Source organism: Salmonella sp. A1325 (genome assembly GCF_056991255.1).
Genome location: NZ_JAMLWO010000005.1, coordinates 1 through 24,996, shown reverse-complemented (window position 1 = coordinate 24,996; position 24,996 = coordinate 1). Strand labels below are relative to the sequence as shown.

Below are 24,996 nucleotides of genomic sequence, written 5' to 3'. Positions count from 1 at the left end.
ACACGCTTAGCTTGCCTGCTTTTTCATCATACTGAAGATAAACAGCAGCGCGGCACACAGCACTACGGATGGCCCTGCCGGGGTATCATAAAAGGCTGAGAAGGTCAGTCCACCTGTAACCGCTATCATACCTACACCAACGGCGACGCCCGCCATCTGCTCTGGCGTACGGGCAAAGCGACGCGCGGTTGCGGCGGGGATAATCAGTAGCGACGTAATGATCAGCGCTCCGACAAACTTCATCGCTACGCCGATAGTTAACGCCGTTACCAGCATCAATAGCAGCTTCACGCGCTGTAACTTCACGCCATCGACAAAGGCAAGATCCGGACTGATAGTCATTGACAGCAAGTTGCGCCACTGCCAGAAGAGAATGGCCAGCACAATAACGACCCCAATAGCGATCGAGATAAGATCTTCCGGCGTGACGGCCAGCAAATCGCCAAACAGATAAGCCATTAAATCAACGCGGACGTTGGACATCAGGCTGACCACGACCAGTCCTAAAGATAAGGCGCTGTGCGCCATAATGCCCAGTAAGGTATCAATCGCGAGGTGAGGGCGTTTCTCCAGCCATACCAGACCGGCGGCCAGCAGCAGCGTAACGGCGATTACCGCATAAAAGGGGTTAACGTCCAGCAACAGGCCAAAAGCCACGCCCAGAAGCGACGCGTGAGCCAGCGTATCGCCAAAATAGGACATCCGACGCCAGACCACAAATGAGCCCAAAGGACCAGCGGCGCAGGCCAGCATCATCCCGGCCAGCCAGCCGGGCAGTAATAATTCAATCATGAGTGACCATTTCCCCGGCGCAGTACAATACGACCCTGTAAATCGTGGCGATGATTATGATGATGGCGATAAATCCCTAATTGCTCCGCGCCTCGCGGGCCAAACATAGAGATAAATTCCGGATGCATAGACACCACTTCCGGCGCGCCGGAACAGCAAATATGATGGTTCAGACATAACACTTCATCCGTCTTTGCCATGACCAGATGTAGGTCATGCGACACCATCAGCACGGCGCAATCGAGTTCACGGCGCAGCTGATCGATAAGGTCGTATAACGCGACCTGGCCGTTGACATCCACGCCTTGCGTCGGCTCATCAAGTACCAGCAACTGCGGCCTATTAAGCAGAGCACGCGCCAGCAGTACGCGCTGTGTCTCACCGCCGGAGAGTTTTTGCATGGGCGCGTCAATCAAATGTCCGGCCTGAACGCGTTTAAGCGCCGGGAGAATATCCGTTTTTTGCGTGCCGGGACGTAAACGTAAAAATCGGTTTACCGTCAGCGGAAGCGTGGTATCGAGATAGAGCTTTTGCGGGACATAGCCGATACGGAGTTGCCCGTTGCGCTTGATCACCCCTTCATCAGGGGCTACCAGTCCTAAAACCACGCGTACAAGCGTTGACTTCCCCGCGCCGTTAGGGCCGAGAAGCGTTAAAATTTTTCCGGGGCTCAATTCAAGCGACACGTCAGAGAGGACGCGGCGTTGACCAAATGAGACCGAGACGTTTTCCAGTGAAACTAAACTTGTCATGTTAATTTTAGGCTTGCAGAAGTGATAGAATGTTATAATATCACATTTCACACATTCATTACGATGATTAGTCGCATTATGTTACAGAAAAATACGCTTCTTTTCGCAGCATTATCCGCCGCGCTTTGGGGGAGTGCAACCCAGGCTGCCGACGCCGCCGTTGTCGCTTCGCTTAAACCGCTTGGGTTTATCGCTTCCGCCATTGCTGATGGCGTTACGGATACGCAAGTATTACTTCCGGATGGGGCTTCCGAGCATGATTATTCATTGCGTCCATCAGACGTAAAACGCTTACAGGGCGCGGACTTAGTCGTCTGGGTTGGCCCGGAAATGGAAGCCTTTATGGAGAAGTCGGTCAGGAATATTCCTGATAATAAGCAGGTTACCATTGCACAACTTGCCGATGTAAAACCGTTACTCATGAAGGGCGCGGATGATGATGAGGATGAACATGCGCATACGGGCGCCGATGAGGAAAAAGGTGACGTACATCACCATCATGGCGAATATAACATGCATCTTTGGCTCTCCCCAGAGATAGCGCGGGCTACAGCGGTTGCAATCCATGAAAAATTAGTGGAACTTATGCCGCAAAGTCGAGCCAAACTCGACGCCAACCTGAAGGATTTTGAGGCACAATTAGCCGCAACCGATAAACAGGTCGGTAACGAGCTCGCGCCGCTCAAGGGGAAAGGGTATTTCGTTTTTCATGACGCCTACGGTTACTACGAAAAACACTACGGACTCACCCCGCTCGGTCACTTTACCGTGAACCCTGAGATACAACCTGGCGCGCAGCGTTTACATGAAATAAGAACACAGTTGGTTGAGCAAAAAGCAACCTGCGTTTTTGCTGAGCCACAATTCAGGCCAGCGGTCGTGGAAGCCGTGGCGAGAGGGACATCCGTTCGAATGGGAACACTGGACCCCCTCGGGACGAACATTAAACTGGGTAAAACAAGCTATTCAGCGTTTTTAAGCCAATTAGCCAACCAGTATGCGAGCTGCCTGAAAGGAGATTAACGAGGAAGTGAATACGTGCAACAGATAGCCCGCTCTGTCGCCCTGGCATTTAATAATCTGCCCCGACCCCACCGCGTTATGCTGGGGTCACTTACCGTTCTGACACTGGCCGTCGCCGTATGGCGGCCCTATGTTTACCACCCAGAATCCGCACCAATCGTTAAAACTATTGAACTGGAGAAAAGCGAGATTCGTTCCCTCTTACCGGAGGCCAGCGAACCCATCGATCAGGCCGCGCAGGAAGATGAAGCTATTCCTCAGGATGAGCTGGACGATAAAACCGCAGGCGAAGTCGGCGTCCATGAATACGTCGTCTCCACAGGCGATACGTTAAGCAGCATTCTGAATCAGTACGGCATCGATATGAGCGATATTAGCCGACTTGCCGCTTCTGATAAGGAGCTGCGCAATCTGAAAATTGGCCAACAGCTTTCCTGGACACTGACCGCCGATGGCGATTTACAGCGTCTGACATGGGAAGTCTCCCGCCGTGAAACGCGTACCTACGATCGCACTGCCAACGGTTTTAAAATGAGCAGTGAAATGCAGCAGGGGGACTGGGTCAACAGTCTGCTGAAAGGTACGGTAGGGGGTAGCTTTGTCGCCAGCGCGAAAGAGGCCGGTTTAACCAGCAGCGAAATCAGCGCAGTGATAAAAGCCATGCAGTGGCAGATGGATTTTCGCAAGCTGAAAAAGGGCGATGAATTTTCGGTTCTGATGTCGCGCGAGATGCTGGATGGCAAGCGTGAACAGAGTCAGTTGTTGGGCGTGCGGATGCGTTCCGATGGTAAAGATTACTACGCCATTCGCGCCGCTGACGGTAAATTCTATGACCGTAACGGTGTTGGCCTGGCGAAAGGCTTTTTACGCTTCCCGACCGCAAAACAGTTCCGCATCTCCTCCAACTTCAATCCGCGTCGTCTGAACCCGGTTACCGGACGCGTTGCGCCGCATCGTGGCGTTGACTTTGCGATGCCGCAGGGTACGCCGGTGCTGTCGGTGGGGGATGGCGAGGTCGTGGTCGCTAAACGTAGCGGCGCTGCCGGTTACTACATTGCGATTCGTCATGGACGCACCTACACCACACGTTACATGCACTTGCGTAAGCTGCTGGTGAAACCGGGGCAAAAAGTGAAACGTGGCGATCGTATTGCGCTTTCTGGTAACACCGGGCGTTCCACAGGGCCGCATCTGCATTATGAGGTATGGATCAACCAGCAAGCCGTTAACCCTCTGACAGCAAAATTGCCGCGCACGGAAGGTCTGACGGGGTCAGATCGTCGTGAATACCTGGCACAGGTGAAAGAGGTTCTGCCGCAACTGCGCTTCGATTAACAAATGCGCTGACAGAGCCGGTACGCGATGTGTACCGGCTTTTTTTGTTTTGTGTGCGGCGCAGACGTCGCTACACTATTCACAATTCCTTTTCGCGTCAGCAGACCCTGGAAAAGCATGGAAACCAAAAAAAATAATAGTGAGTATATCCCTGAATTCGAAAAATCCTTTCGCTATCCGCAGTATTGGGGCGCCTGGTTGGGCGCTGCGGCAATGGCGGGGATCGCATTAACACCGGCATCATTCCGCGACCCTTTGCTGGCGACGCTGGGGCGTTTTGCCGGACGGCTGGGGAAGAGTTCCCGTCGCCGGGCGCTAATTAATCTGTCGTTGTGCTTTCCGCAACGTAGCGAAGCTGAGCGCGAAGCGATTGTCGATGAGATGTTCGCCACCGCGCCACAGGCAATGGCGATGATGGCTGAGTTGGCGATGCGCGGTCCGAAAAAAATTCAACAGCGTGTTGACTGGGAAGGTCTGGAAATCATTGAGGAGATGCGTCGTAACGACGAAAAAGTCATTTTTCTCGTACCGCATGGCTGGGGCGTCGACATTCCAGCCATGCTGATGGCCTCTCAGGGGCAAAAAATGGCGGCGATGTTTCATAATCAGGGTAATCCGGTTTTTGATTATATCTGGAACACAGTGCGTCGGCGTTTCGGCGGACGTTTGCATGCGCGTAATGACGGGATTAAACCCTTTATTCAGTCTGTTCGTCAGGGCTACTGGGGCTACTACCTGCCGGACCAGGATCACGGCCCGGAGCATAGTGAATTCGTTGATTTCTTTGCGACATACAAAGCGACGCTGCCTGCGATTGGTCGGCTGATGAAAGTGTGCCGCGCACGCGTGATACCGCTTTTCCCGGTGTATAATGGTAAAACGCATCGCCTGACTATCCAGATTCGCCCGCCAATGGACGATCTGCTCACGGCTGACGACCACACTATCGCCAGACGGATGAACGAAGAGGTCGAAATTTTTGTCGGCCCGCATCCGGAACAGTACACCTGGATCCTGAAGCTGCTCAAAACCCGCAAGCCAGGCGAGATTCAGCCGTATAAGCGTAAAGATCTTTATCCCATCAAATAAATAAAGCCTCTCGTAAGAGAGGCTTTATGCTGACAAACCCTGTACTACCTGATGAACAGGCGTGGGGGAGTTTTACTCAACGGTCAAAATACGCGTGGTATTGGTTGAACCGACGGTGCTCATGACATCGCCCTGAGTCACGATCACCAGGTCGCCGGAAACGAGATACCCTTTATCGCGCAGCAGATTAACAGCTTCATGCGCCGCGACAACGCCATCAGCCGCGCTATCAAAATGCACCGGCGTTACTCCGCGGTAGAGCGCGGTCAGGTTCAGCGTGCGTTCATGGCGCGACATGGCGAAAATCGGCAGGCCGGAGCTGATACGGGAAGTCATTAGCGCGGTACGACCGGATTCCGTCATGGTGATGATCGCGGTAACGCCTTTCAGATGGTTTGCCGCATACATCGCAGACATGGCAATGGCTTCTTCAACGTTGTCGAACTGCACGTCGAGACGGTGTTTAGACACATTGATGCTGGGGATTTTTTCTGCGCCCAGACAGACGCGCGCCATTGCGGCAACGGTTTCAGAAGGATACTGACCGGCTGCGGTTTCGGCAGACAGCATAACCGCATCCGTGCCATCCAGGACGGCGTTCGCTACGTCCATCACTTCCGCACGGGTCGGCATCGGGTTGGTGATCATCGACTCCATCATCTGCGTTGCGGTGATGACTGCGCGGTTTAGCTGACGCGCACGGCGAATCAGCGCTTTCTGGATACCAACCAGCTCCGGATCGCCGATTTCAACGCCCAGATCGCCACGTGCGACCATCACAACGTCAGAGGCCAGAATGATATCGTCCATGGCGTTTTGGTCGCATACCGCTTCGGCGCGTTCGACTTTAGCCACAATTTTCGCGTCGCAGCCGGCGTCGCGTGCCAGGCGGCGTGCGTAGTTCAGATCTTCGCCGCAGCGCGGGAAGGAGACGGCCAGATAGTCAACGCCTATCAGCGCAGCGGTTTGAATATCGGCTTTGTCTTTTTCGGTCAGCGCTTCAGCAGAAAGCCCGCCGCCGAGCTTGTTAATGCCTTTATTGTTAGACAGCGGACCGCCGACGGTGACCTCGGTAAAGACTTTCATGCCCTGGACTTCAAGCACTTTCAACTGCACTCGACCATCGTCAAGCAGCAGGATATCGCCAGGAACGACGTCTGCCGGCAACCCTTTGTAATCAATGCCGACTTTTTCTTTGTCGCCTTCGCCTTTACCCAGGTTAGCGTCTAACAGAAATTTGTCCCCGATATTGAGGAACACTTTGCCTTCTTTAAAAGTGGAAACGCGAATTTTTGGCCCTTGCAGGTCGCCTAAAATAGCCACATGACGCCCCAGTTTGGCGGCAATCTCACGGACTTTATCAGCACGCATTTTATGATCTTCCGGCGAGCCGTGAGAGAAGTTCATACGTACTACGTTTGCGCCCGCGGCGATAACCTTCTCAAGGTTGTTATCGCGGTCAGTTGCCGGGCCTAACGTGGTAACGATTTTGGTTCTGCGAAGCCTTCTGGACATGTAATACTCCGTTGACTAAAACAACTTGGTGTTGCGTGAACATTGATCCGGTCGTTCTGAAACCTTAACGGTATAAAATGAACGTCCCCGGATGACGAAAAGGGTAGAACATTGTTATTGCTTTTAGCGGTCATCACTCCTGATGAGTAATTCTTTATCAAAACGCGATTCCTTGAGCGCTTCCTTGACACGCTTCAAGTTATCTCTGAATTTTGCCCCGCGACGCAAAGTAAATCCCGTTGCCAGCACATCTATCACGGTCAGTTGAGCAAGTCGAGAGACCATGGGCATATAAATGTCTGTATCTTCCGGTACGTCGAGGGTAATGGCCAGCGTGGCTTCGCGTGCCAGCGGCGTTCCAGCGGAGGTCAGGGCGATCACCATCGCATCGTTTTCCCGCGCCAACTGCGCCAGTTCCACCAGGCTTTTGGTTCTGCCAGTATGCGAAATGAGCACGACGACGTCATCATCGTTACAATTCATACAGCTCATCCGTTGCAGCACGATATCGTCGGAGTAAATCACCGGTACATTGAAGCGAAAAAACTTATTCATGGCGTCATGCGCGACCGCGGCGGAGGAACCAAGACCAAAAAAGGCGATTTTTTTTGCCTGGGTCAGTAAATCGACCGCGCGGTTGACGGCCGATTTATCCAGCGACTGGCGAACATGGTCGAGACTGGCCATGGCGGACTCGAAGATTTTTCCTGTATAGGCCTCAACGCTGTCATCTTCATCCACATTGCGATTAACATAGGGGGTGCCATTTGCCAGACTTTGCGCCAGATGCAGTTTAAAATCAGGAAAGCCGCGGGTATTCATGCTGCGACAGAAACGGTTCACCGTTGGCTCGCTAACGTTAGCTTCCTGGGCCAGCATGGCAATGCTTAAGTGAATCGATCTGCCTGGGGCGGCCAGAATAACATCGGCGACTTTTCGTTCAGATTTGCTTAAATGTTCCAGTTGAGACTGGACTTTTTCCAGCATATTCATGATTAGCAAGGCTCATGGGTATTAGCGATTTCAATGATGCGCGAAACCGAGCGCGTTTTGTTAGATATTACTCCTGGCGGCTGTCAAAGGGGGCAAAATGGCTAAAAAAGGTGTCGTTTTTTTTCATTACATGACCGACGTCGGATTTTAAGTTCCAGCTTGTGTGGAAAAGCGACAATTTTATTAGGCGTTTTGCCGATTATATTGCCAATCAAACGCCGGTTCACCTATGAAAAGGCGTTTACGGTTTCCGTAATCTCGTAAAAGCAGTACAGTGCTGTGTAATAAAATTACAACGATATCCTGGCTAAAGTACCAGGAGATTAACTGAGGAGAATGACATGGCGGTAACGCAAACAGCCCAGGCATGTGACCTGGTCATTTTCGGCGCGAAAGGCGACCTGGCGCGCCGGAAACTGCTGCCTTCCCTGTATCAGCTTGAGAAAGCCGGCCAGATCCATCCGGATACCCGGATCATTGGGGTGGGGCGCGCGGACTGGGATAAAGAAGCTTATACCCACGTCGTGCGTGAGGCGCTGGAAACCTTCATGAAGGAAAAAATTGATGAAGGCTTGTGGGATACGCTGAGCGGCCGTCTGGATTTTTGTAATCTTGACGTGAACGATACGCCTGCGTTTAGTCGCCTGGGCGATATGCTGGATCAAAAAAACCGTACCACCATTAACTATTTTGCGATGCCGCCCAGCACGTTTGGCGCTATTTGCAAAGGGTTAGGGGAGGCTAAACTCAACGCCAAACCGGCGCGTGTCGTGATGGAGAAACCGTTGGGTACTTCGCTGGCGACCTCGCGTGAGATTAACGATCGGGTCGGCGAATACTTTGAAGAGTGCCAGGTATATCGTATCGACCACTATCTGGGCAAAGAAACGGTTCTCAACCTGCTGGCGCTGCGTTTTGCCAACTCGTTATTCGTTAATAACTGGGATAACCGCACTATCGATCACGTTGAGATTACCGTAGCGGAAGAGGTGGGGATTGAAGGGCGCTGGGGATATTTTGACCAGGCCGGTCAGATGCGCGATATGATCCAGAACCACTTGCTGCAAATTCTCTGCATGATTGCCATGTCACCGCCGTCTGACCTGAGCGCCGACAGTATTCGCGATGAAAAAGTAAAAGTGTTGAAATCGCTGCGCCGTATTGATCGCTCCAACGTGCGTGAAAAAACGGTTCGTGGTCAATACACCGCGGGCTTTGCGCAGGGTCAAAAGGTGCCGGGCTATCTGGAAGAAGAGGGCGCGAATAAAAGCAGCAACACCGAAACTTTCGTCGCGATCCGCGTCGACATCGATAACTGGCGTTGGGCGGGCGTGCCATTCTATCTGCGCACCGGCAAGCGTCTGCCAACCAAGTGCTCTGAAGTCGTGGTTTATTTCAAGACGCCTGAACTGAACCTCTTTAAAGAGTCCTGGCAAGACCTGCCGCAGAACAAATTGACGATTCGCCTGCAGCCGGATGAAGGCGTGGATATTCAGGTGCTTAACAAAGTACCGGGGCTGGATCATAAGCATAATCTGCAGATCACGAAGCTTGATCTGAGCTACTCCGAGACCTTTAATCAGACGCACCTGGCGGATGCATATGAGCGCCTGCTGCTGGAAACGATGCGTGGCATTCAGGCGCTGTTTGTCCGCCGTGACGAAGTGGAAGAAGCCTGGAAGTGGGTGGACTCCATTACCGAAGCATGGGCGATGGACAACGACGCGCCGAAGCCGTATCAGGCGGGCACCTGGGGACCGGTAGCGTCCGTGGCGATGATTACCCGTGACGGTCGTTCGTGGAATGAGTTTGAGTAAATTTACCACTCACTCTTAGGTGGTATTTTACCGGTAACATGATCTAACACAGATTGTAGAATCATTTTTGCACTTTTAAGCCTCGTGTGGATTCACCTGCGAGGCTTTTTTTATTACACTGCCTGAAACGATTTTGCCCCATTATCCCCGGACATCATGTATTTCACTGTCTTTCCACATTGATGAAACGCATGGTAAACCCGGTAGCCGGACAGATAAATTTCAGGAGCCTCTATGAATCCTAATTTGTTACGCGTAACACAGCGCATTGTCGAACGCTCGCAGCAGACCCGAAAAGCCTATCTTGCCCGCATTGAGCAGGCGAAAACCGCCACGGTCCACCGATCTCAACTGGCCTGCGGCAACCTGGCGCATGGCTTCGCCGCCTGTCAGCCAGAGGACAAAGCCTCGCTGAAAAGTATGTTGCGCAATAATATCGCCATCATCACCTCCTACAATGACATGCTCTCTGCGCATCAACCGTATGAACATTATCCGCAGATTATTCGTCAGGCCCTGCATTCCGTGAATGCGGTAGGTCAGGTCGCAGGCGGCGTACCGGCAATGTGCGATGGCGTTACGCAAGGGCAGGATGGCATGGAGTTGTCATTACTCAGCCGCGAAGTGATAGCGATGTCGGCAGCAGTAGGCCTTTCTCACAATATGTTTGACGGCGCGTTATTCCTCGGCGTATGCGACAAAATCGTTCCGGGGCTGGCGATGGCCGCGCTCTCTTTTGGCCATTTACCCGCGATTTTTGTTCCGTCAGGCCCGATGGCGAGCGGCCTGCCGAATAAAGAAAAAGTCCGTATTCGTCAGCTATATGCGGAAGGAAAAGTAGACAGAATGGCGCTGCTGGAGTCGGAAGCCGCCTCTTACCATGCGCCGGGCACCTGTACATTTTACGGCACCGCCAACACCAACCAGATGGTGGTGGAGTTTATGGGAATGCAGTTGCCGGGTTCTTCGTTTGTGCATCCGGATGCGCCGCTGCGCGAGGCATTGACTGCCGCTGCCGCACGTCAGGTAACCCGTCTTACCGGCAACGGCAATACGTGGATGCCGCTCGGTAAAATGATCGACGAAAAAGTTGTGGTGAACGGCATTGTCGCGCTGCTGGCTACCGGCGGCTCCACCAACCACACCATGCATCTGGTTGCAATGGCGCGCGCGGCGGGAATTCTGATCAACTGGGATGACTTCTCGGATTTGTCGGAAGTGGTTCCGTTGATGGCGCGTCTGTACCCGAACGGTCCGGCGGACATTAACCACTTCCAGGCGGCGGGCGGCGTACCGGTATTGATGCGTGAGCTGCTCAATGCCGGATTGCTGCACGAAGACGTTAATACTGTCGCAGGCTTCGGCCTGAAACGCTATACGCTGGAGCCCTGGCTCAACAACGGCGAGCTTGACTGGCGTGAAGGCGCGGAAAGGTCACTGGATAACGATGTCATTGCCTCTTTTGATAAGCCGTTCTCTCCTCACGGCGGTACTAAGGTGCTAAGCGGTAATCTGGGACGCGCAGTAATGAAGACGTCTGCGGTACCGGTTGAAAACCAGATCATTGAAGCGCCTGCCATGGTATTTGAAAGTCAGCATGATGTGCTGCCTGCGTTTGACGCGGGTCTGCTTGATCGGGATTGTGTCGTTGTCGTGCGTCATCAGGGACCAAAAGCGAATGGAATGCCAGAATTACATAAACTCATGCCGCCACTTGGTGTATTATTGGACCGCCGTTTCAAAATCGCGTTAGTTACTGATGGACGACTTTCAGGCGCTTCGGGTAAAGTGCCTTCAGCTATCCACGTAACGCCGGAAGCCTACGATGGCGGCTTACTGGCAAAAGTGCGCGATGGCGACATCATTCGCGTGAATGGGCAGACAGGTGAGTTAACTCTGCTGGTCGACGAGGCGGAACTTGCCGCTCGTCAGCCTCATATTCCGGACCTGAGCGCGTCGCGCGTCGGAACGGGGCGTGAGTTGTTTGGCGCGCTGCGCGAAAAGCTGTCGGGTGCGGAGCAGGGCGCAACCTGTATCACTTTTTAAGATGACACACTAGTAATCAGGCGAGAGAAGAATTCCGATGAAAAACTGGAAAACAAGTGCAGAAGCAATCCTGACCACCGGCCCGGTTGTCCCGGTCATTGTAGTCAATAAACTGGAGCACGCGGTGCCGATGGCTAAAGCGCTGGTGGCCGGGGGCGTTCGCGTTCTGGAAGTGACTTTACGTACGGCCTGCGCGATGGATGCTATTCGCGCTATCGCTAAAGAAGTACCGGAAGCGATTGTCGGCGCCGGAACCGTTCTCAATCCGCAGCAGTTGGCGGAGGTGACGGAAGCGGGCGCGCAGTTTGCGATTAGCCCGGGACTGACTGAGCCACTGCTGAAAGCCGCGACGGCAGGCACTATCCCATTGATTCCCGGTATTAGCACCGTTTCTGAACTGATGTTGGGCATGGACTATGGTCTGAAAGAGTTCAAATTCTTCCCGGCGGAAGCGAATGGCGGCACTAAAGCGTTGCAGGCGATTGCCGGTCCGTTCTCTCAGGTACGTTTCTGCCCAACTGGCGGCATCTCTCCGGCAAACTATCGTGACTATCTGGCGCTGAAAAGCGTGTTGTGCATCGGCGGTTCCTGGCTGGTGCCGGCCGACGCGCTGGAAGCGGGTGATTACGATCGCATCACCAAACTGGCGCGCGAAGCGGTAGAAGGCGCGAAGCAGTAAGCCGTTAAATGCCCGATGGCGCTTGCTTATCGGGCTTACGAGTGGCGATCAGGCAGGTCTGATAAAAATGCGCTAACGTCGCCATCAGGCGATGGCGCATTAGCCTTTTACCGTCACGCGACTGGCGGCCTTTTTCGCTCTTATCACCGCTTCTTCAACGTTTTCACCTGTCGCTAACGCTACACCAAGACGACGGGTGCCGTCGATCTCAGGCTTACCAAACAGCCGTACCTGCACTCCGGCCCCTACCGCCGCGTGAACATTATCAAACGTCACATTTTGACTGGTAAGCTGCGGCAGAATCACGGCCGAGGCAGCAGGACCATACTGGCGAATAGCGCCTACGGGCATTCCCAGAAAGGCGCGCACATGCAGCGCAAACTCAGAGAGATCCTGAGAAATCAACGTGACCATTCCGGTATCGTGCGGGCGAGGGGAGACTTCGCTGAAAATGACTTCATCGCCACAGACGAAGAGTTCAACGCCGAACAGGCCATGACCGCCTAACGCCAGTACCACATGACAGGCAATCTCTTGTGCCCGCTTCAGCGCCAGTTCGCTCATCTGCTGTGGCTGCCAGGATTCGCGATAGTCGCCATCTTGCTGACGATGACCGACCGGCGCGCAGAAATGCACGCCATCGACGGCGCTAACGGTGAGCAGCGTAATTTCAAAATCAAATTTAACCACGCCTTCCACAATCACGCGACCCGCGCCAGCGCGTCCGCCCTGTTGAGCATACTCCCATGCCTGCGCGAGCTGTTCGGCCGAGCGGATAAAGCTCTGGCCTTTGCCGGAAGAGCTCATGACCGGTTTGACGATGCAAGGAAAACCCACTGCGGCTACCGCATCATGAAAACTGGCCTCACTGTCGGCAAAGCGATACGTCGATGTCGGCAGACCTAATTCTTCTGCGGCCAGGCGACGGATCCCTTCGCGGTTCATCGTGAGCTGCGTTGCACGAGCGCAAGGCACGACATTCAGTCCTTCGCCCTCCAGTTCACGCAGCATATCGGTGGCGATCGCTTCTATTTCCGGCACGATATAATGCGGTTTTTCCACTGTAATCACATGACGTAGCGCCTCGCCGTCCAGCATATTAATGACGTGTGAACGGTGAGCCACATGCATGGCGGGAGCATCAGGATAGCGATCGACGGCGATAACCTCGATCCCCAGGCGTTGGCATTCAATCGCCACCTCTTTTCCCAATTCTCCTGCCCCTAATAACATCACCCGCGTTGCTGCCGGACGCAGCGCAGTGCCTAATAGCGTCATATTTCTGTCCCCTTATTTACCTGCGCGCAGTATATACGAAAACGTTTGCGTATGTCTTTTCGAATAGATTGCTTTTCTTGCTGCCTTGTAATATACTGTATATAAACACAGGTAAATAAGGGGCTGCAAAATGGCGGTTGAAGTTAAATACGTAGTCATTCGCGAGGGTGAGGAGAAGATGTCATTTACCAGTAAAAAGGAAGCCGACGCCTGGGATAAAATGCTCGATACTGCCGATCTTCTTGATACCTGGCTTGGGCAGTCGCCAGTCGTGCTGGAAGATGGGCAGCGCGAAGCGTTGTCGCTGTGGCTGGCGGAACATAAAGAGGTGTTAAGCACTATCCTCAAAACCGGTAAGTTGCCTTCTCCGCAGGCGGTTGAAAAGGACGCCGTGAGTAAAACGAAAAAGCAAGCCGCCTGAACCCACACTTGCGCTCCCGGCGTTTTGTACCATGCTTTTCCTGAATCATTGTGCTAAGGAGAAAAGTATGAATAAAAGAGGAGCGTTGTTGAGCCTGCTGTTGTTATCCGCCAGCGTATCGGCATTTGCGGCATCCACCGAGAGTAAATCGGTTAAGTTTCCGCAGTGCGAAGGGCTGGATGCCGCCGGGATTGCGGCAAGCGTGAAGCGCGACTACCAGCAAAATCGTATCGTGCGGTGGGCAGACGACCAAAAAAAGGTCGGGCAGGCTGACCCGGTCGCGTGGGTTAATGTGCAGGACGTTGTAGGTCAAAATGATAAATGGACAGTTCCGCTAACTGTTCGCGGTAAAAGCGCCGATATTCATTATCAGGTCATCGTTGATTGCAAAGCCGGCAAGGCGGAATATAAGCCCCGCTAGCAGCGTAATTTGCGCTTCTTTTGCCGGAACAGACAATTCCTGACATCCCCTCAGGTACGCTTGACCATTATTGGTCTGTATTTGAGGGGTACTATGGCTAACTGGTTGAACCAATTACAATCACTTCTTGGGCAAAAAGGCGCTTCCGCATCGCCTTCCGGTGAACATGGGTTAAATAAACTGCTGGTTCCCGGCGCGCTGGGCGGTCTGGCTGGACTGTTGGTCGCCAATAAGTCTTCGCGCAAATTATTAACCAAATACGGTACTGGCGCTTTGCTGGTGGGCGGCGGCGCGGTGGCGGGTTCCGTATTGTGGAATAAGTACAAAGATAAAGTACGCGCTGCGCATCAGGGGGAGCCGCAATTCGGCAGCCAAAGTACGCCGCTGGATGTTCGCACTGAGCGACTGATCCTGGCGCTGGTTTTTGCTGCAAAAAGCGATGGGCATATTGATGCCAAAGAACGCGCGGCGATTGAGCACCAACTGCGAGAATCAGGTGTAGAAGAGCAAGGGCGTGTGTTTATCGAGAAAGCTATTGAGCAGCCGCTTGATCCACAACGTCTGGCACAGGGCATTCGCAATGAAGAAGAAGCCCTGGAAATCTACTTCCTGAGCTGCGCCGCCATTGATATTGACCACTTTATGGAACGTAGCTACCTGAATGCGTTAGGAGACGCACTAAAAATTCCTCAGGAGGTTCGGGACGGTATCGAGCAGGACTTGCAGCAGCAAAAACAGGCGCTACCAGGCTGATAACCTGCCATTAAGTAACATGTTTCGCTTGCATCATGCGTGTCTTTTGCCACCCTTATAGGATGGATAGTTTACGTCATTCATGTTGCAGGATAGCGGCGAAGCAGTGACATCTCAGGCGCTTACCGAGGTGAGCGACCGGGACTACCATGCTACACCGCTGTGTTTGCCGCGTGATATATAACAAATATTAACGCAAAAGAAAAAACGACATGTTGCCAAAAGCCAATCGAATTCCCTATGCCATGACCGTACATGGCGATACGCGCATTGATAATTATTACTGGCTGCGAGATGACACTCGCTCGCAGCCGGAAGTCCTTGATTACCTGCATCAGGAAAATGAGTATGGCCGGAAGGTCATGTCCTCTCAGCAGGCGTTACAGGACCGCATTCTAAAAGAAATTATCGATCGTATCCCGCCCAGAGAAGTTTCCGCTCCGTATGTGAAAAACGGCTATCGCTACCGTTATATCTATGAACCCGGCTGCGAATATGCCATCTATCAACGACAATCGGCGTTAAGCGAAGAGTGGGATGTGTGGGAAACCTTGCTCGATGCGAACCAGCGGGCCGCGCACAGCGAATTTTATACGCTCGGCGGACTTGCCATTACGCCGGATAATACCATCATGGCGCTGGCAGAAGATTATTTATCCCGTCGTCAGTATGGGTTGCGTTTTCGTAACCTCGAAAGCGGTAACTGGTATCCGGAACTGCTGGATAACGTTGCGCCTGAATTTGTCTGGGCCAATGATTCCCTGACCCTTTACTATGTACGTAAGCATAAGAAGACGCTGCTGCCCTATCAGGTTTGGCGGCACACGATTGGCACTCCGTCATCGCAAGATGAACTGGTATATGAAGAGAAAGACGATACCTTTTATGTCAGCCTGCATAAAACCACTTCGCAGCATTATGTGGTAATTCATCTTGCCAGCGCCACCACTAGCGAAGTGCTGTTACTTGACGCGGAACTGGCCGATGCCGAGCCGTTTTCATTCTTACCGCGCCGCAAAGACCACGAATATAGTCTCGATCACTATCAACATAAGTTTTACCTGCGTTCTAACCGGAACGGTAAAAACTTTGGGTTGTACCGTACCCGCGTGCGCAATGAAAACGCCTGGGAAGAGCTGATCCCTCCGCGCGAGCATATTATGCTGGAAGGGTTTACCCTGTTTACCGACTGGTTAGTGGTCGAAGAGCGTCAACGGGGGCTTACCAGCCTGCGGCAAATTAACCGTAAAACCCGTGAAGTGATAGGCATTGCCTTTGACGATCCGGCTTACGTGACGTGGCTTGCCTATAATCCCGAACCTGAGACCTCCCGGCTGCGTTACGGCTATTCTTCAATGACGACGCCAGATACCTTGTTTGAACTGGATATGGATACCGGAGAACGACGGGTACTTAAACAGACGGAAGTGCCTGGGTTTGATTCTGGCTGTTATCAGAGCGAACACCTGTGGATCACCGCACGCGACGGCGTCGAAGTGCCGGTATCGCTGGTTTATCATCAGAAGTATTTTCGTAAAGGGCAAAATCCGCTTCTGGTTTACGGCTACGGATCTTACGGTTCCAGTATTGACGCCGACTTCAGCAGCAGCCGACTGAGCTTGCTGGATCGTGGCTTTGTTTACGCAATCGTACACGTTCGCGGCGGCGGTGAGCTGGGGCAGCAGTGGTATGAAGATGGCAAATTCCTCAAAAAGCGGAATACTTTTAATGATTATCTTGATGCCTGCGATGCCTTATTAAAACTGGGTTACGGTTCGCCGTCGCTGTGTTATGGGATGGGCGGGAGCGCGGGCGGAATGCTAATGGGCGTCGCTATCAACGAACGCCCCGAGCTTTTCCACGGCGTTATTGCCCAGGTACCCTTTGTTGATGTATTAACCACGATGCTGGATGAGTCGATCCCACTAACGACAGGAGAGTTTGAAGAGTGGGGGAACCCGCAGGATATTGAGTATTATGACTATATGAAAAGCTATAGTCCTTATGACAATGTCAAAGCGCAGGACTATCCGCACCTGCTGGTGACGACAGGATTGCACGATTCCCAGGTGCAATACTGGGAACCGGCGAAGTGGGTGGCAAAATTACGCGAGCTAAAAACGGACCAACGTCTGCTGCTGTTATGTACGGATATGGACTCCGGGCACGGTGGTAAGTCGGGGCGGTTTAAATCCTACGAAGGCGTCGCGCTGGAGTTCGCCTTTTTAATTGGCCTGGCGCAGGGAACCTTACATAGCGCATAGACGCGCGCCCGCAATGGCTTGTCAGCGTTGCGGGTTATTGTGGTGTTCCATTGCTGCGTTGCTCGCCAGCCTGAACATCTTCCAGGTAGTGTTTAAGCGTCAGGCGAAGTTCCGGGCTCATATTATCAAGGTTATTAAAAAGCCAGCGTAAATAGCCCGGATCGCGTTTTGCGACTTCAGATACCGCCTTACCGCGGTATTTACCGAACGGGAAAGTGGTTAACAGCGCAGGACGGCCCGTGATATTGACCATTTCTTCCGCGGTCCAGCCGGTGGTTTGCATAATATCAATAAGCAAGGCGGCGGTGATATAGCAATCATAAAGCGCCCGGTGATGGTGCAGCCCCGGCGGCGTTTGTACGCTTAGTTTGCGCGATTTATAGAGCGCCATATTGCTGTATTTTATTCCCGGCCACAGGCGTCGCGACAACTTCATGGTACAGATCCACTCACCCGGCAATTCAGGTAATACGCGTCTGTCGAAACTGGCATTGTGAGCGACATACCATTCACTACCGTAATAAAGCGGTATGACATCTTCAATCCACGGCTTATCGGCGACCATGGCTTCGGTAATACGGTGTATCGCCATCGCCTGCGGCGTAATAGGGCGATCGGGGCGTATCAGGTGACTCATGGGATTGACAATGTTGCCATCAATGACATCAACAGAGGCTATCTCTACGATCCCACCCTGCAGCCCGCAGGTTTCCGTGTCTATAATCCGCAACATGATTCATTCCTCACCGAAAGACCTTAGCGTAATGGAATGATATCGCCTTGCCAACCCTCTGTTGTGCGCAGGCCCGTCAGTAATAGCGAACCGCAATCGGCACGAACAATAAGTTGCCCGCTTTCATCCCACAGCGCGCTACTGCCACAGGCATTGGCCATCAGTACGGCCAGCGCATATTTATGCGAAAAACGTTGTAAGCGTGAGGTAGAGGCATGGAGTTCAGGCTCGTTAAGACATTGACTGGTTGTGAATAACGTAAATGAGGGATCTATATCACCACCTTCTGGCTGCTCATCCACCACGTTGATAGCGCTTCGCTGCCTGGCAATACAGGCGCCATGACTTTTGTGAAACATGAGCGGCGACGCTAGCCATGGGGCAAAAATAGCGATGCCTTTTACGAAGCGGCAGTTATGCTCAACAGGCATACCCACAATGATAGTCATATGGTGGGTATCGGCCGCATGAGTGAGCGGCTGTAAAAGCGCCTCGTCAGGCGGGGCGGGCAATGATTTATTCCTTTCGTCGCAGCCTAATAGCGACAGTGACGGAAAGACCAGCAGTTCGCACTGTTGACGAGCCGCAAGCTCAATATATTCCAGATGATGGGCGACATGCTCCGCCAGCGAGGCGTTCAGGGGCGCATACTGCGCAGCAGCAATTTTCCAGGAGGACATAATGACTTCCTTTTCATAGTCTCTACAGCCATTCTAAAAAGCATAGGTTAAGAATCGCCTTATAATGTAGTCGTCTGCATGTAAGGAAGTGTAACGTTATATAATTTTTATTTAACTTTGGGTTCGTAAGGGAGTCGGGATAGTGATACGGAAGCCAGACGATGGGCAATCAGCCGCTCGCGAAACCAGGCGCGTAGATGCTCTGGCTGCTCACGTTCGACCGCCTCCGCGACAACTGGCATATTGTAGCGCTCTTTAAATGCCACCCCGGCTGCCGCCAGGTCCACATTGACTTTATCCATTTCCGCTTGTTCAAGCTGAGCCAGATTTGTTTTCATACGTGTCTCCTTTTTTGTTGCCGCCAGAAGGTACTAAGAGTCCGCGGTAATGGCAAGATGGAAATGATGATCCTCGACTCATTGATTGTTGAAGGTTATTCTTTGTAACGTAGGTATAACAAAAAGGAATAGTGAATATGGCTTCTTCTGCACCATCGCGACGTTTAGCTTTACTGCTGCTGGCATCGACATTTGCGACGCCAGCGGCCTGGGCACATGCGCACCTGACGCATCAGTATCCAGCGGCGAATGCTGCCGTTACGGCCTCGCCACAGGCGCTGACCCTGAACTTTTCTGAAGGGATTGAGCCAGGGTTCAGCGGCGCAACCATTACTGGCCCTCAGCAAGAGCTCATCAAAACGCGCCCGGCAAAGCGAAATGAACAGGATAAAACGCAGTTGATTATCCCGCTTGAGCAGCCGTTAAAATCTGGCGCTTACACGGTAGACTGGCACGTTGTGTCGGTGGATGGACATAAAACAAAAGGGAAATACACCTTCAGCGTGAAATAAATGATGCTGACATTCGTCTGGATAACTCTCCGATTTATTCATTTTGCTAGTTTGATGCTGGTCTACGGCTACGCGCTTTACGGCGCCTGGCTGGCACCCGCATCAATTCGTCGTTTAATGACGCGTCGATTTTTACATCTGCAACGACATGCCGCCGCCTGGAGCGTTATCAGCGCGGCTTTTATGCTGGCGATTCAGGGCGGACTGATGGGCGGCGGCTGGCCCGATGTTTTTTCCGTCTCGGTGTGGGGCGCGGTACTGCAAACCCGCTTTGGCGCGGTCTGGATATGGCAAATTATCCTCGCGCTGGTCACGCTGGCGGTGGTAGTCATTGCGCCGGTAAAAATGCAACGACGGCTTCTTATTCTAACCGTTGCTCAGTTTATCCTGCTGGCAGGCGTTGGACATGCGACGATGCGCGATGGTGTAGCGGGAACATTACAGCAGATTAACCATGCTCTGCATTTGCTCTGTGCCGCAGCCTGGTTTGGCGGGCTGTTGCCAGTGGTTTATTGTATGCGCATGGCTCAGGGACGCTGGCGTCAACATGCCATTAGCGCCATGATGCGTTTTTCTCGTTATGGTCACTTTTTTGTGGCGGGCGTATTGCTTACAGGCATTGGCAACACGCTATTTATCACGGGATTTACCGCTATCTGGCAGACCACCTATGGACAGTTGCTTTTGTTAAAATGTGCGCTGGTGGTGCTTATGGTAGCAATTGCGCTGACGAATCGGTATGTTCTCGTACCACGTATGCGACAGGAAAATCCCCGGACTGACCTATGGTTTGTCAGGATGACGCAAATTGAATGGGGAGTTGGAGGCATAGTTCTGGCGATCGTCAGCCTGTTTGCAACCCTCGAACCTTTCTGATGGACTGGCATAACGAATGAAAAAAATACTTCTTCCGGCGCTTCTGCTGGCCACTTCGGGCGTAGCGTTGGCGGCGCCGCAGGTGATTACCGTAAGTCGTTTTGAAGTAGGAAAAGACAAGTGGGCGTTTAATCGGGAAGAGGTCATGTTGACCTGTCGGCCTGGCCAGGCGCTCTATGTGATCAACCCCAGTACGCTGGTGCAGTATCCCTTGAATGCCATTGCCGAACAGCAAGTAGCGGAGGGTAAAACGCGCGCTCAGCCTATTGCCGTCATTCAAATCGATAACCCGGCGAAGCCCGGTGAGAAAATGAGTCTGGCGCCGTTTATCGAACGTGCGCAAAAGCTTTGTGATCCATCCAATAGCTGACTGATTTTTAATAAAAAACCGTAAACCTTCACGAAAAGGCTTACGGTTTTTTTATCTCTGATGACAGACAAAACGCCAGGTTTTTTCAATCACCTTCGTCACAAACTGGAAAACCTGGCGTCGTCATCTATTCTTAAAGGGCAAGGCGATTTAGCCTGCATTAATGCCAACTTTTAGCGCACGGCTCTCTCCCAAGAGCCATTTCCCTGGACCGAATACAGGAATCGTATTCGGTCTCTTTTTATTTTTCTTATAAAACAGTTACTTATGATCAATGATCCGAAATTTTCCGAAATTTTTCCGAATTTCTGTATTCCGGTCTTTTTGGTTATATCACAATCAAATTAAATTTAACATTTATTTCACAACGAAAATTGGAGTATTAGAGCATCATATAAGCTTTATCATCACGCTCATCGAGATAGAGTTTCGTGGTGTTCGCTGATGTGTGGCCCAGGAGTTTTTGGGCGAACACCTCGCCGTGCTCGTTTTTGTACAGCCGCCCGGCCAGACTTCGGATCTCGTGAAATGTCGGTGGATTATTGCTGAAGTTAACACCGGAGGCTTTTCTTGCTTTTACAAATGTCTTTGTCAATCCATCCGGATGAATATTCCCGGTTGGGCTATTTTTCCTGATTCCGGCACTGATCATGAAATCAGTGCGGCTTACCAGTCGGCAGCGATCGATTACCGTTCCCAGGCGTAACCCCGTCGCCCGAAGTGTCAGGGAGAGGGGAATGGCTATTTTCATTCCGGTTTTAATCTGAGTTACGTATAAGCGGTTGTCAAAAACATCACTAAATTTCATATTTACGATATCCTCCCTACGTTGACCAGTAACGAGCGCTAAATCCATCGCGAGAGGGAACCATGCAGGCATATGCTCTGCTGCCGCTCGTGTGGCGTTATACGTTTCCAGTTGCAAGCGTTCCCTGGCAACCTTAATTTCAGGTGCTCGGGTTGGCTCAACCGGATTCGTTGTTATTCTTCCTTCCACAATTGCCTCACGAAAATCATTCATCGGTAACCGTAAACCGGATGGGTTGCTGAATGCTGTGGAGCGGTATTTCAGGGAGAGGGCCATCACAGCCAGTGTTAACGACCAGAACACAGGGATTATCGCCGGTACCGGGGATGATCCGGAACTGAGTTCGTTGTATCTGGACTGTTCACTGTGACCGCAGACACAAAATATCCAGGAGCATTACCGTATCGTCGCGCAGGTCTGGAGTGCCGGTGAAGGCAGTAATGTTTCGGTAATGGTGACAGGCACTGCCGGACAGGATATTGCCGACGGTAGCGCCACATACCGGATTACCGTCAAACTGTACCGATATTGCCCCTCCTGATATTCCAGCCAGTCATATTGCTGTATTTGACTCTGAAACCGAAACGTGGAGTCTGAACGAAGACCATCGCGGCGAAACAGTGTGCGACACGCAAACCGGCAATCCGATTTATATTTCAAAACCCGGCCCGTTACCGGAGAACACCACCACACAGGCCCCCACATCACCAATAGATAAATTTGAAAACGGTCAGTGGGTGGCTGACCTTGCGACCGCACTCGGTCAGAAATACGCTGAGATTAATGCGTGGCGTAATGCGCAGGAAAACGGTAACTATCCGTTCACACTGAATGATCACCACTGGGACTGCGGTAAAGCGTCGCAGGACCGACTGTCGCCAGTAACGGCGGTGGCAAAACAGGGAGCGCTACCGCCAGGATTCTTCTGGACGGATGCAGATAACATCGATGTGCCAATGAGCGCAGACGAACTGATTAAACTCGAAGCCGCTATGCAACAAAACATGGTACTGGTGGGTTTTAAAATCCACGAACGCCAGCGGCAGATGAAGGACGAAGTGAACAGTCTCACCAACGCACAGGCTGTACTGGATTACGTGGTTGGCTGGCCGGAAAACCGTTAAGGAATGTATTATGAGCTGCTTCACAACCCCGGCCATTCTTGAAATGCCTGGCCACTACCTTTGGCGTGTACATGAACCTTTTGAATTTTACCTCAGCGACGACAACAGCGACGTAATCAGCGTACCAGCCGGATTTGTAACTGATCTCGCCACCGTTCCACGCATCTTCTGGTCAGTCATGCCGCCAGACGGCAAATACGCTAAAGCGGCAATAATCCACGACTACCTTTACGACAATGCGCTGCGCACGAAAAAAGAAGCCAATTTGATATTCCTGGACGGAATGACCGTGCCTGGCGCGCCGAAGTGGAAACGGATTGAGATGTATCTGGCGGTCAGGTGATTTGGCAGGGGAATGTATGGGAAAGAACGTAAATACTGTGAATGATTTGCCACAGATGACGAGATTAAACGGCTGGAAGCATGGGAACTCTACAGCGTAATGGTAAACAGGGTGCATACATCTGCCTCTCCTGGCCGGATAAACCAGCCAGTCTGTAGTCGTTACTGTGGTATTTTAATTATCCATGTATCACAAATTACTTGTTTACACGGTAATTAATCACCCCGGTTAATAAAAGGTTGTTTCGTTTACCAGCATATTTTACCCTCTGGTAGTGCTGGGATTGATATACCTGCTGGCCAGATTTTACACCACGGAAACGAAATGCCCGGGAATCCTTTATTACCGCTTTCAGTGGCCATTGCAGATGAAGAAAATGTTATGGCTGATATAGCAAAAACCAGCGCTAACAATACACTGTTAAATTTATTCATAATATTATCCACATAGTTGAGAGTTATGCTGCCTTCTTAACTTTTACCGCAATCCTTTTACCAGGATAAAGCAGAGGCGAAAATTTTTCTTGTCTGTCTACTGATTGTTAAGCAAGTATTTACTTTGAAATGGAATAATAAGTGTAGTAATTTCATTCTCTACAGAAAATTTACTTGTATCTGAATGAACTCGTGTAGATACCAGAACCAAACTAACGCCTAAAAAACTGCAAGTTAGTAGTATTACTGTGATAATGCAGACCATCTGATTGCTGTGAAGGTGGCCTCATCTGAAACGCCTGTTAAGTCCAGCGTTTTAAGCTTCCTGATATAAGCCATCCATTTAGCCTGGCTGGCTTTATCGTCGTCACTGCTTTCACCCCGCGCCAGTTCTGTTCGTCAGTCGGCAATGGTGCTTGTCAAAACTTTGTGGCGGCTACTCTGGATTTATCTGCCACTTTCTGGCAAGTATGATTCTGTTTTCATCAGATAACCAGCTATTTACAGCATCAAGAAGATACTGATTATCCTTCGCCATCATATAGACTTTATTACCGGCAGTGTCGGGGAGGATACTCCTGGTTGATACGCAGAAGACGCCTGGCTCTTTGTTCTGGTAATAAGTACCTTCGAGCAAGTCGGTAAACATGACATCAGCGCTGCGTTCACGAATCCTCTGCAGAGTGGCATCATTATCTTTTTCGCGAATAACATCTGCATACCTGATATGCTTGTCAACATAGTCCAGATTTGTACCACCTGGATTAACAACAATCCGCACGCCCTTACGGTCAATATCTTCAAGAGATTTGAAGTCATTAATCCTGTTACATTGCGTCAGCGCTATTTTCCCATTTTTAAGTACCGGAGCAGAAAGTGCGAACTGTTTTCTTCTGCCGGGAGTTTCTGTAATCCCTCCCATTGCAATATCAAATTTGTCTGCTGCCAGGTCAGTTGACAGTGTAGGCCAACTGCTAGGTACAAACAGGATATTCAGGTGCAGAGCTTTGCCCAGTGAATATGCCATATCAATATCAAAACCGATTAATTTATTTTGTTTGTTGTGAAATGCGAGGGGAGCATAGTCACCAGGCACCCCCACACGTAACTCTTTGCTTTCTTTAATCTCCTGCCAGGGTTTTGCCATCGCGGAATGAATACCTGAAAGTGACAACAAGATAACAAACATAAAATATACTTTTTTCATTACTCTTACCCTAATGTTTGATCAGTAGACTACAGATGAGATTGTCTTCTCTCCATTGCACCGGTAACCTATACTGGGCAGGGAATCCAATAATAGTGGTATATTAAACGGGAGATCCTCTCGCCACGATATACTATCCGCTATGAAGACCTGCTTCGGGTTAAGTGACAGCTTCAATTAAATTTTCACCCTGATTTTTCACATTTCTGATGTGATGGATTACCGCAGTCACGTTGTTTGCAAGAGCGTGCCTTGGTAGGCTGCCTGCTGTTTAGTCAGAACTGACTGTAATCGTGTTTATAGGTCGTACAGTTCACTATTGTGATGTAACGTCGTATGTTGATCAGCAGATCGTATGCTGACGATTTCAAAAGTACATAATTAAGTACATTT

25 protein-coding genes and 4 pseudogenes are annotated in these 24,996 nt (G+C 51.4%); 17 read left to right on the top strand and 12 right to left on the bottom strand.

Annotated features, from left to right (window positions below):
* Positions 1-6 precede the first annotated feature (6 nt).
* Both znuB and znuC read right to left on the bottom strand, forming a co-directional pair.
* Positions 7-792: a zinc ABC transporter permease subunit ZnuB gene (gene znuB / locus NAZ64_RS11280; protein WP_000571508.1), complete on the bottom strand. Its 786-nt coding sequence runs from the start codon at positions 790-792 to the stop codon at positions 7-9.
* Positions 789-1,544, bottom strand: coding sequence for a zinc ABC transporter ATP-binding protein ZnuC (gene znuC / locus NAZ64_RS11275; RefSeq protein ID WP_000203023.1), 756 nt, complete (start codon positions 1,542-1,544; stop codon positions 789-791). Before znuC ends, znuB begins: the two co-directional genes overlap by 4 nt.
* Before the next feature lie 78 nt (positions 1,545-1,622).
* On the opposite strand from znuC, the gene znuA reads away from it, so the two are divergent.
* The 3 genes from znuA to lpxM all read left to right on the top strand — a co-directional run bounded on the left by znuA (position 1,623) and on the right by lpxM (position 4,991).
* Positions 1,623-2,567, top strand: coding sequence for a zinc ABC transporter substrate-binding protein ZnuA (znuA, locus tag NAZ64_RS11270; protein WP_000939597.1), 945 nt, complete (start codon positions 1,623-1,625; stop codon positions 2,565-2,567).
* 15 nt (positions 2,568-2,582) lie between these two features.
* Positions 2,583-3,902: a murein DD-endopeptidase MepM gene (mepM, locus tag NAZ64_RS11265; protein WP_001184028.1), complete on the top strand. Its 1,320-nt coding sequence runs from the start codon at positions 2,583-2,585 to the stop codon at positions 3,900-3,902.
* Positions 3,903-4,019: 117 nt separating this feature from the next.
* Entirely contained in the window at positions 4,020-4,991 is a 972-nt protein-coding gene (gene lpxM, locus NAZ64_RS11260; protein WP_000448401.1) for a lauroyl-Kdo(2)-lipid IV(A) myristoyltransferase, read from the top strand.
* 72 nt (positions 4,992-5,063) lie between these two features.
* Here the strand turns inward: lpxM and pyk are convergent, their stop codons facing one another.
* The gene (pyk, locus tag NAZ64_RS11255) at positions 5,064-6,506 is read right to left on the bottom strand and encodes a pyruvate kinase (protein ID WP_000091156.1); all 1,443 of its coding nucleotides are present in this window, start codon (positions 6,504-6,506) and stop codon (positions 5,064-5,066) included.
* A gap of 123 nt (positions 6,507-6,629) precedes the next feature.
* Positions 6,630-7,499 carry a MurR/RpiR family transcriptional regulator gene (locus tag NAZ64_RS11250; RefSeq protein ID WP_001056719.1) on the bottom strand — a complete coding sequence of 290 codons (870 nt, stop codon included), beginning with the start codon at positions 7,497-7,499 and terminating at the stop codon, positions 6,630-6,632.
* Positions 7,500-7,840: 341 nt separating this feature from the next.
* On the opposite strand from NAZ64_RS11250, the gene zwf reads away from it, so the two are divergent.
* The 3 genes from zwf (at position 7,841) to kdgA (ending at position 12,041) form a co-directional block, all read left to right on the top strand.
* Positions 7,841-9,316, top strand: a complete 1,476-nt coding sequence (gene zwf, locus NAZ64_RS11245) for a glucose-6-phosphate dehydrogenase (protein ID WP_000301711.1) — start codon at positions 7,841-7,843, stop codon at positions 9,314-9,316.
* Positions 9,317-9,550: 234 nt separating this feature from the next.
* Entirely contained in the window at positions 9,551-11,362 is a 1,812-nt protein-coding gene (edd, locus tag NAZ64_RS11240) for a phosphogluconate dehydratase (protein WP_001069124.1), read from the top strand.
* 37 nt (positions 11,363-11,399) lie between these two features.
* Positions 11,400-12,041, top strand: a complete 642-nt coding sequence (kdgA, locus tag NAZ64_RS11235; protein WP_000800497.1) for a bifunctional 4-hydroxy-2-oxoglutarate aldolase/2-dehydro-3-deoxy-phosphogluconate aldolase — start codon at positions 11,400-11,402, stop codon at positions 12,039-12,041.
* 99 nt (positions 12,042-12,140) lie between these two features.
* Here kdgA and purT read toward each other — a convergent pair whose 3' ends face one another.
* Positions 12,141-13,319, bottom strand: a complete 1,179-nt coding sequence (purT, locus tag NAZ64_RS11230) for a formate-dependent phosphoribosylglycinamide formyltransferase (protein ID WP_220569831.1) — start codon at positions 13,317-13,319, stop codon at positions 12,141-12,143.
* A gap of 130 nt (positions 13,320-13,449) precedes the next feature.
* Here purT and yebG point away from each other — a divergent pair, with 130 nt between their 5' ends.
* The 4 genes from yebG (at position 13,450) to ptrB (ending at position 17,178) form a co-directional block, all read left to right on the top strand.
* The gene (yebG, locus tag NAZ64_RS11225; protein ID WP_131046098.1) at positions 13,450-13,740 is read left to right on the top strand and encodes a DNA damage-inducible protein YebG; all 291 of its coding nucleotides are present in this window, start codon (positions 13,450-13,452) and stop codon (positions 13,738-13,740) included.
* A 67-nt stretch (positions 13,741-13,807) separates the two neighbouring features.
* The gene (yebF, locus tag NAZ64_RS11220) at positions 13,808-14,161 is read left to right on the top strand and encodes a protein YebF (protein WP_001042123.1); all 354 of its coding nucleotides are present in this window, start codon (positions 13,808-13,810) and stop codon (positions 14,159-14,161) included.
* A 93-nt stretch (positions 14,162-14,254) separates the two neighbouring features.
* Entirely contained in the window at positions 14,255-14,914 is a 660-nt protein-coding gene (locus tag NAZ64_RS11215; RefSeq protein ID WP_023213135.1) for a tellurite resistance TerB family protein, read from the top strand.
* 212 nt (positions 14,915-15,126) lie between these two features.
* Entirely contained in the window at positions 15,127-17,178 is a 2,052-nt protein-coding gene (gene ptrB / locus NAZ64_RS11210) for an oligopeptidase B (protein WP_000936990.1), read from the top strand.
* A gap of 34 nt (positions 17,179-17,212) precedes the next feature.
* On the opposite strand, the gene exoX is transcribed toward ptrB, so the two are convergent.
* The 3 genes from exoX to NAZ64_RS11195 form a co-directional block, all read right to left on the bottom strand.
* Complete coding sequence (exoX, locus tag NAZ64_RS11205; RefSeq protein WP_000944278.1) at positions 17,213-17,911, bottom strand: exodeoxyribonuclease X; 699 nt, start codon at positions 17,909-17,911, stop codon at positions 17,213-17,215.
* Positions 17,912-17,934: 23 nt separating this feature from the next.
* Positions 17,935-18,591, bottom strand: a complete 657-nt coding sequence (locus NAZ64_RS11200; RefSeq protein WP_023237226.1) for a carbon-nitrogen hydrolase family protein — start codon at positions 18,589-18,591, stop codon at positions 17,935-17,937.
* A gap of 107 nt (positions 18,592-18,698) precedes the next feature.
* Positions 18,699-18,929 carry a DNA polymerase III subunit theta gene (locus NAZ64_RS11195; protein WP_000856224.1) on the bottom strand — a complete coding sequence of 77 codons (231 nt, stop codon included), beginning with the start codon at positions 18,927-18,929 and terminating at the stop codon, positions 18,699-18,701.
* Between the two features lie 137 nt (positions 18,930-19,066).
* Here NAZ64_RS11195 and yobA point away from each other — a divergent pair, with 137 nt between their 5' ends.
* The 3 genes from yobA to NAZ64_RS11180 are packed head-to-tail and all read left to right on the top strand — an operon-like array spanning position 19,067 to position 20,687.
* Complete coding sequence (yobA, locus tag NAZ64_RS11190) at positions 19,067-19,441, top strand: CopC domain-containing protein YobA (RefSeq protein WP_000168393.1); 375 nt, start codon at positions 19,067-19,069, stop codon at positions 19,439-19,441.
* Entirely contained in the window at positions 19,442-20,317 is an 876-nt protein-coding gene (gene copD, locus NAZ64_RS11185; protein WP_220569833.1) for a copper homeostasis membrane protein CopD, read from the top strand.
* Positions 20,318-20,333: 16 nt separating this feature from the next.
* Entirely contained in the window at positions 20,334-20,687 is a 354-nt protein-coding gene (locus tag NAZ64_RS11180; RefSeq protein ID WP_000722368.1) for a YebY family protein, read from the top strand.
* Positions 20,688-21,069: 382 nt separating this feature from the next.
* Here the strand turns inward: NAZ64_RS11180 and NAZ64_RS11175 are convergent.
* Positions 21,070-21,699 (bottom strand): annotated as a pseudogene (locus NAZ64_RS11175) (tyrosine-type recombinase/integrase); the annotation flags it as partial.
* 1 nt (position 21,700) lies between these two features.
* On the opposite strand from NAZ64_RS11175, the pseudogene NAZ64_RS11170 reads away from it, so the two are divergent.
* From NAZ64_RS11170 to NAZ64_RS11155, 4 genes and pseudogenes are all read left to right on the top strand, one after another.
* A pseudogene (locus NAZ64_RS11170) lies at positions 21,701-21,988 on the top strand (hypothetical protein); the annotation flags it as partial.
* On the top strand, positions 21,960-22,619 hold the full coding sequence (locus tag NAZ64_RS11165) for a DUF4376 domain-containing protein (protein WP_253777006.1): 660 nt from the start codon (positions 21,960-21,962) through the stop codon (positions 22,617-22,619). The pseudogene NAZ64_RS11170 and the gene NAZ64_RS11165, both read left to right, overlap by 29 nt.
* A gap of 10 nt (positions 22,620-22,629) precedes the next feature.
* Positions 22,630-22,962, top strand: coding sequence for a DUF1353 domain-containing protein (locus NAZ64_RS11160; protein WP_220569834.1), 333 nt, complete (start codon positions 22,630-22,632; stop codon positions 22,960-22,962).
* A 48-nt stretch (positions 22,963-23,010) separates the two neighbouring features.
* Positions 23,011-23,120, top strand: a pseudogene (locus tag NAZ64_RS11155) (tail fiber assembly protein); the annotation flags it as partial.
* 90 nt (positions 23,121-23,210) lie between these two features.
* On the opposite strand, the gene NAZ64_RS11150 reads toward NAZ64_RS11155, so the two are convergent.
* The 3 genes and pseudogenes from NAZ64_RS11150 to NAZ64_RS11140 form a co-directional block, all read right to left on the bottom strand.
* Positions 23,211-23,396 carry a PagK family vesicle-borne virulence factor gene (locus tag NAZ64_RS11150; protein WP_411006459.1) on the bottom strand — a complete coding sequence of 62 codons (186 nt, stop codon included), beginning with the start codon at positions 23,394-23,396 and terminating at the stop codon, positions 23,211-23,213.
* Positions 23,397-23,639: 243 nt separating this feature from the next.
* A pseudogene (locus NAZ64_RS11145) lies at positions 23,640-23,816 on the bottom strand (tail fiber assembly protein); the annotation flags it as partial.
* A 16-nt stretch (positions 23,817-23,832) separates the two neighbouring features.
* Positions 23,833-24,603: a transporter substrate-binding domain-containing protein gene (locus NAZ64_RS11140; RefSeq protein ID WP_115285943.1), complete on the bottom strand. Its 771-nt coding sequence runs from the start codon at positions 24,601-24,603 to the stop codon at positions 23,833-23,835.
* Positions 24,604-24,996 lie beyond the last annotated feature (393 nt).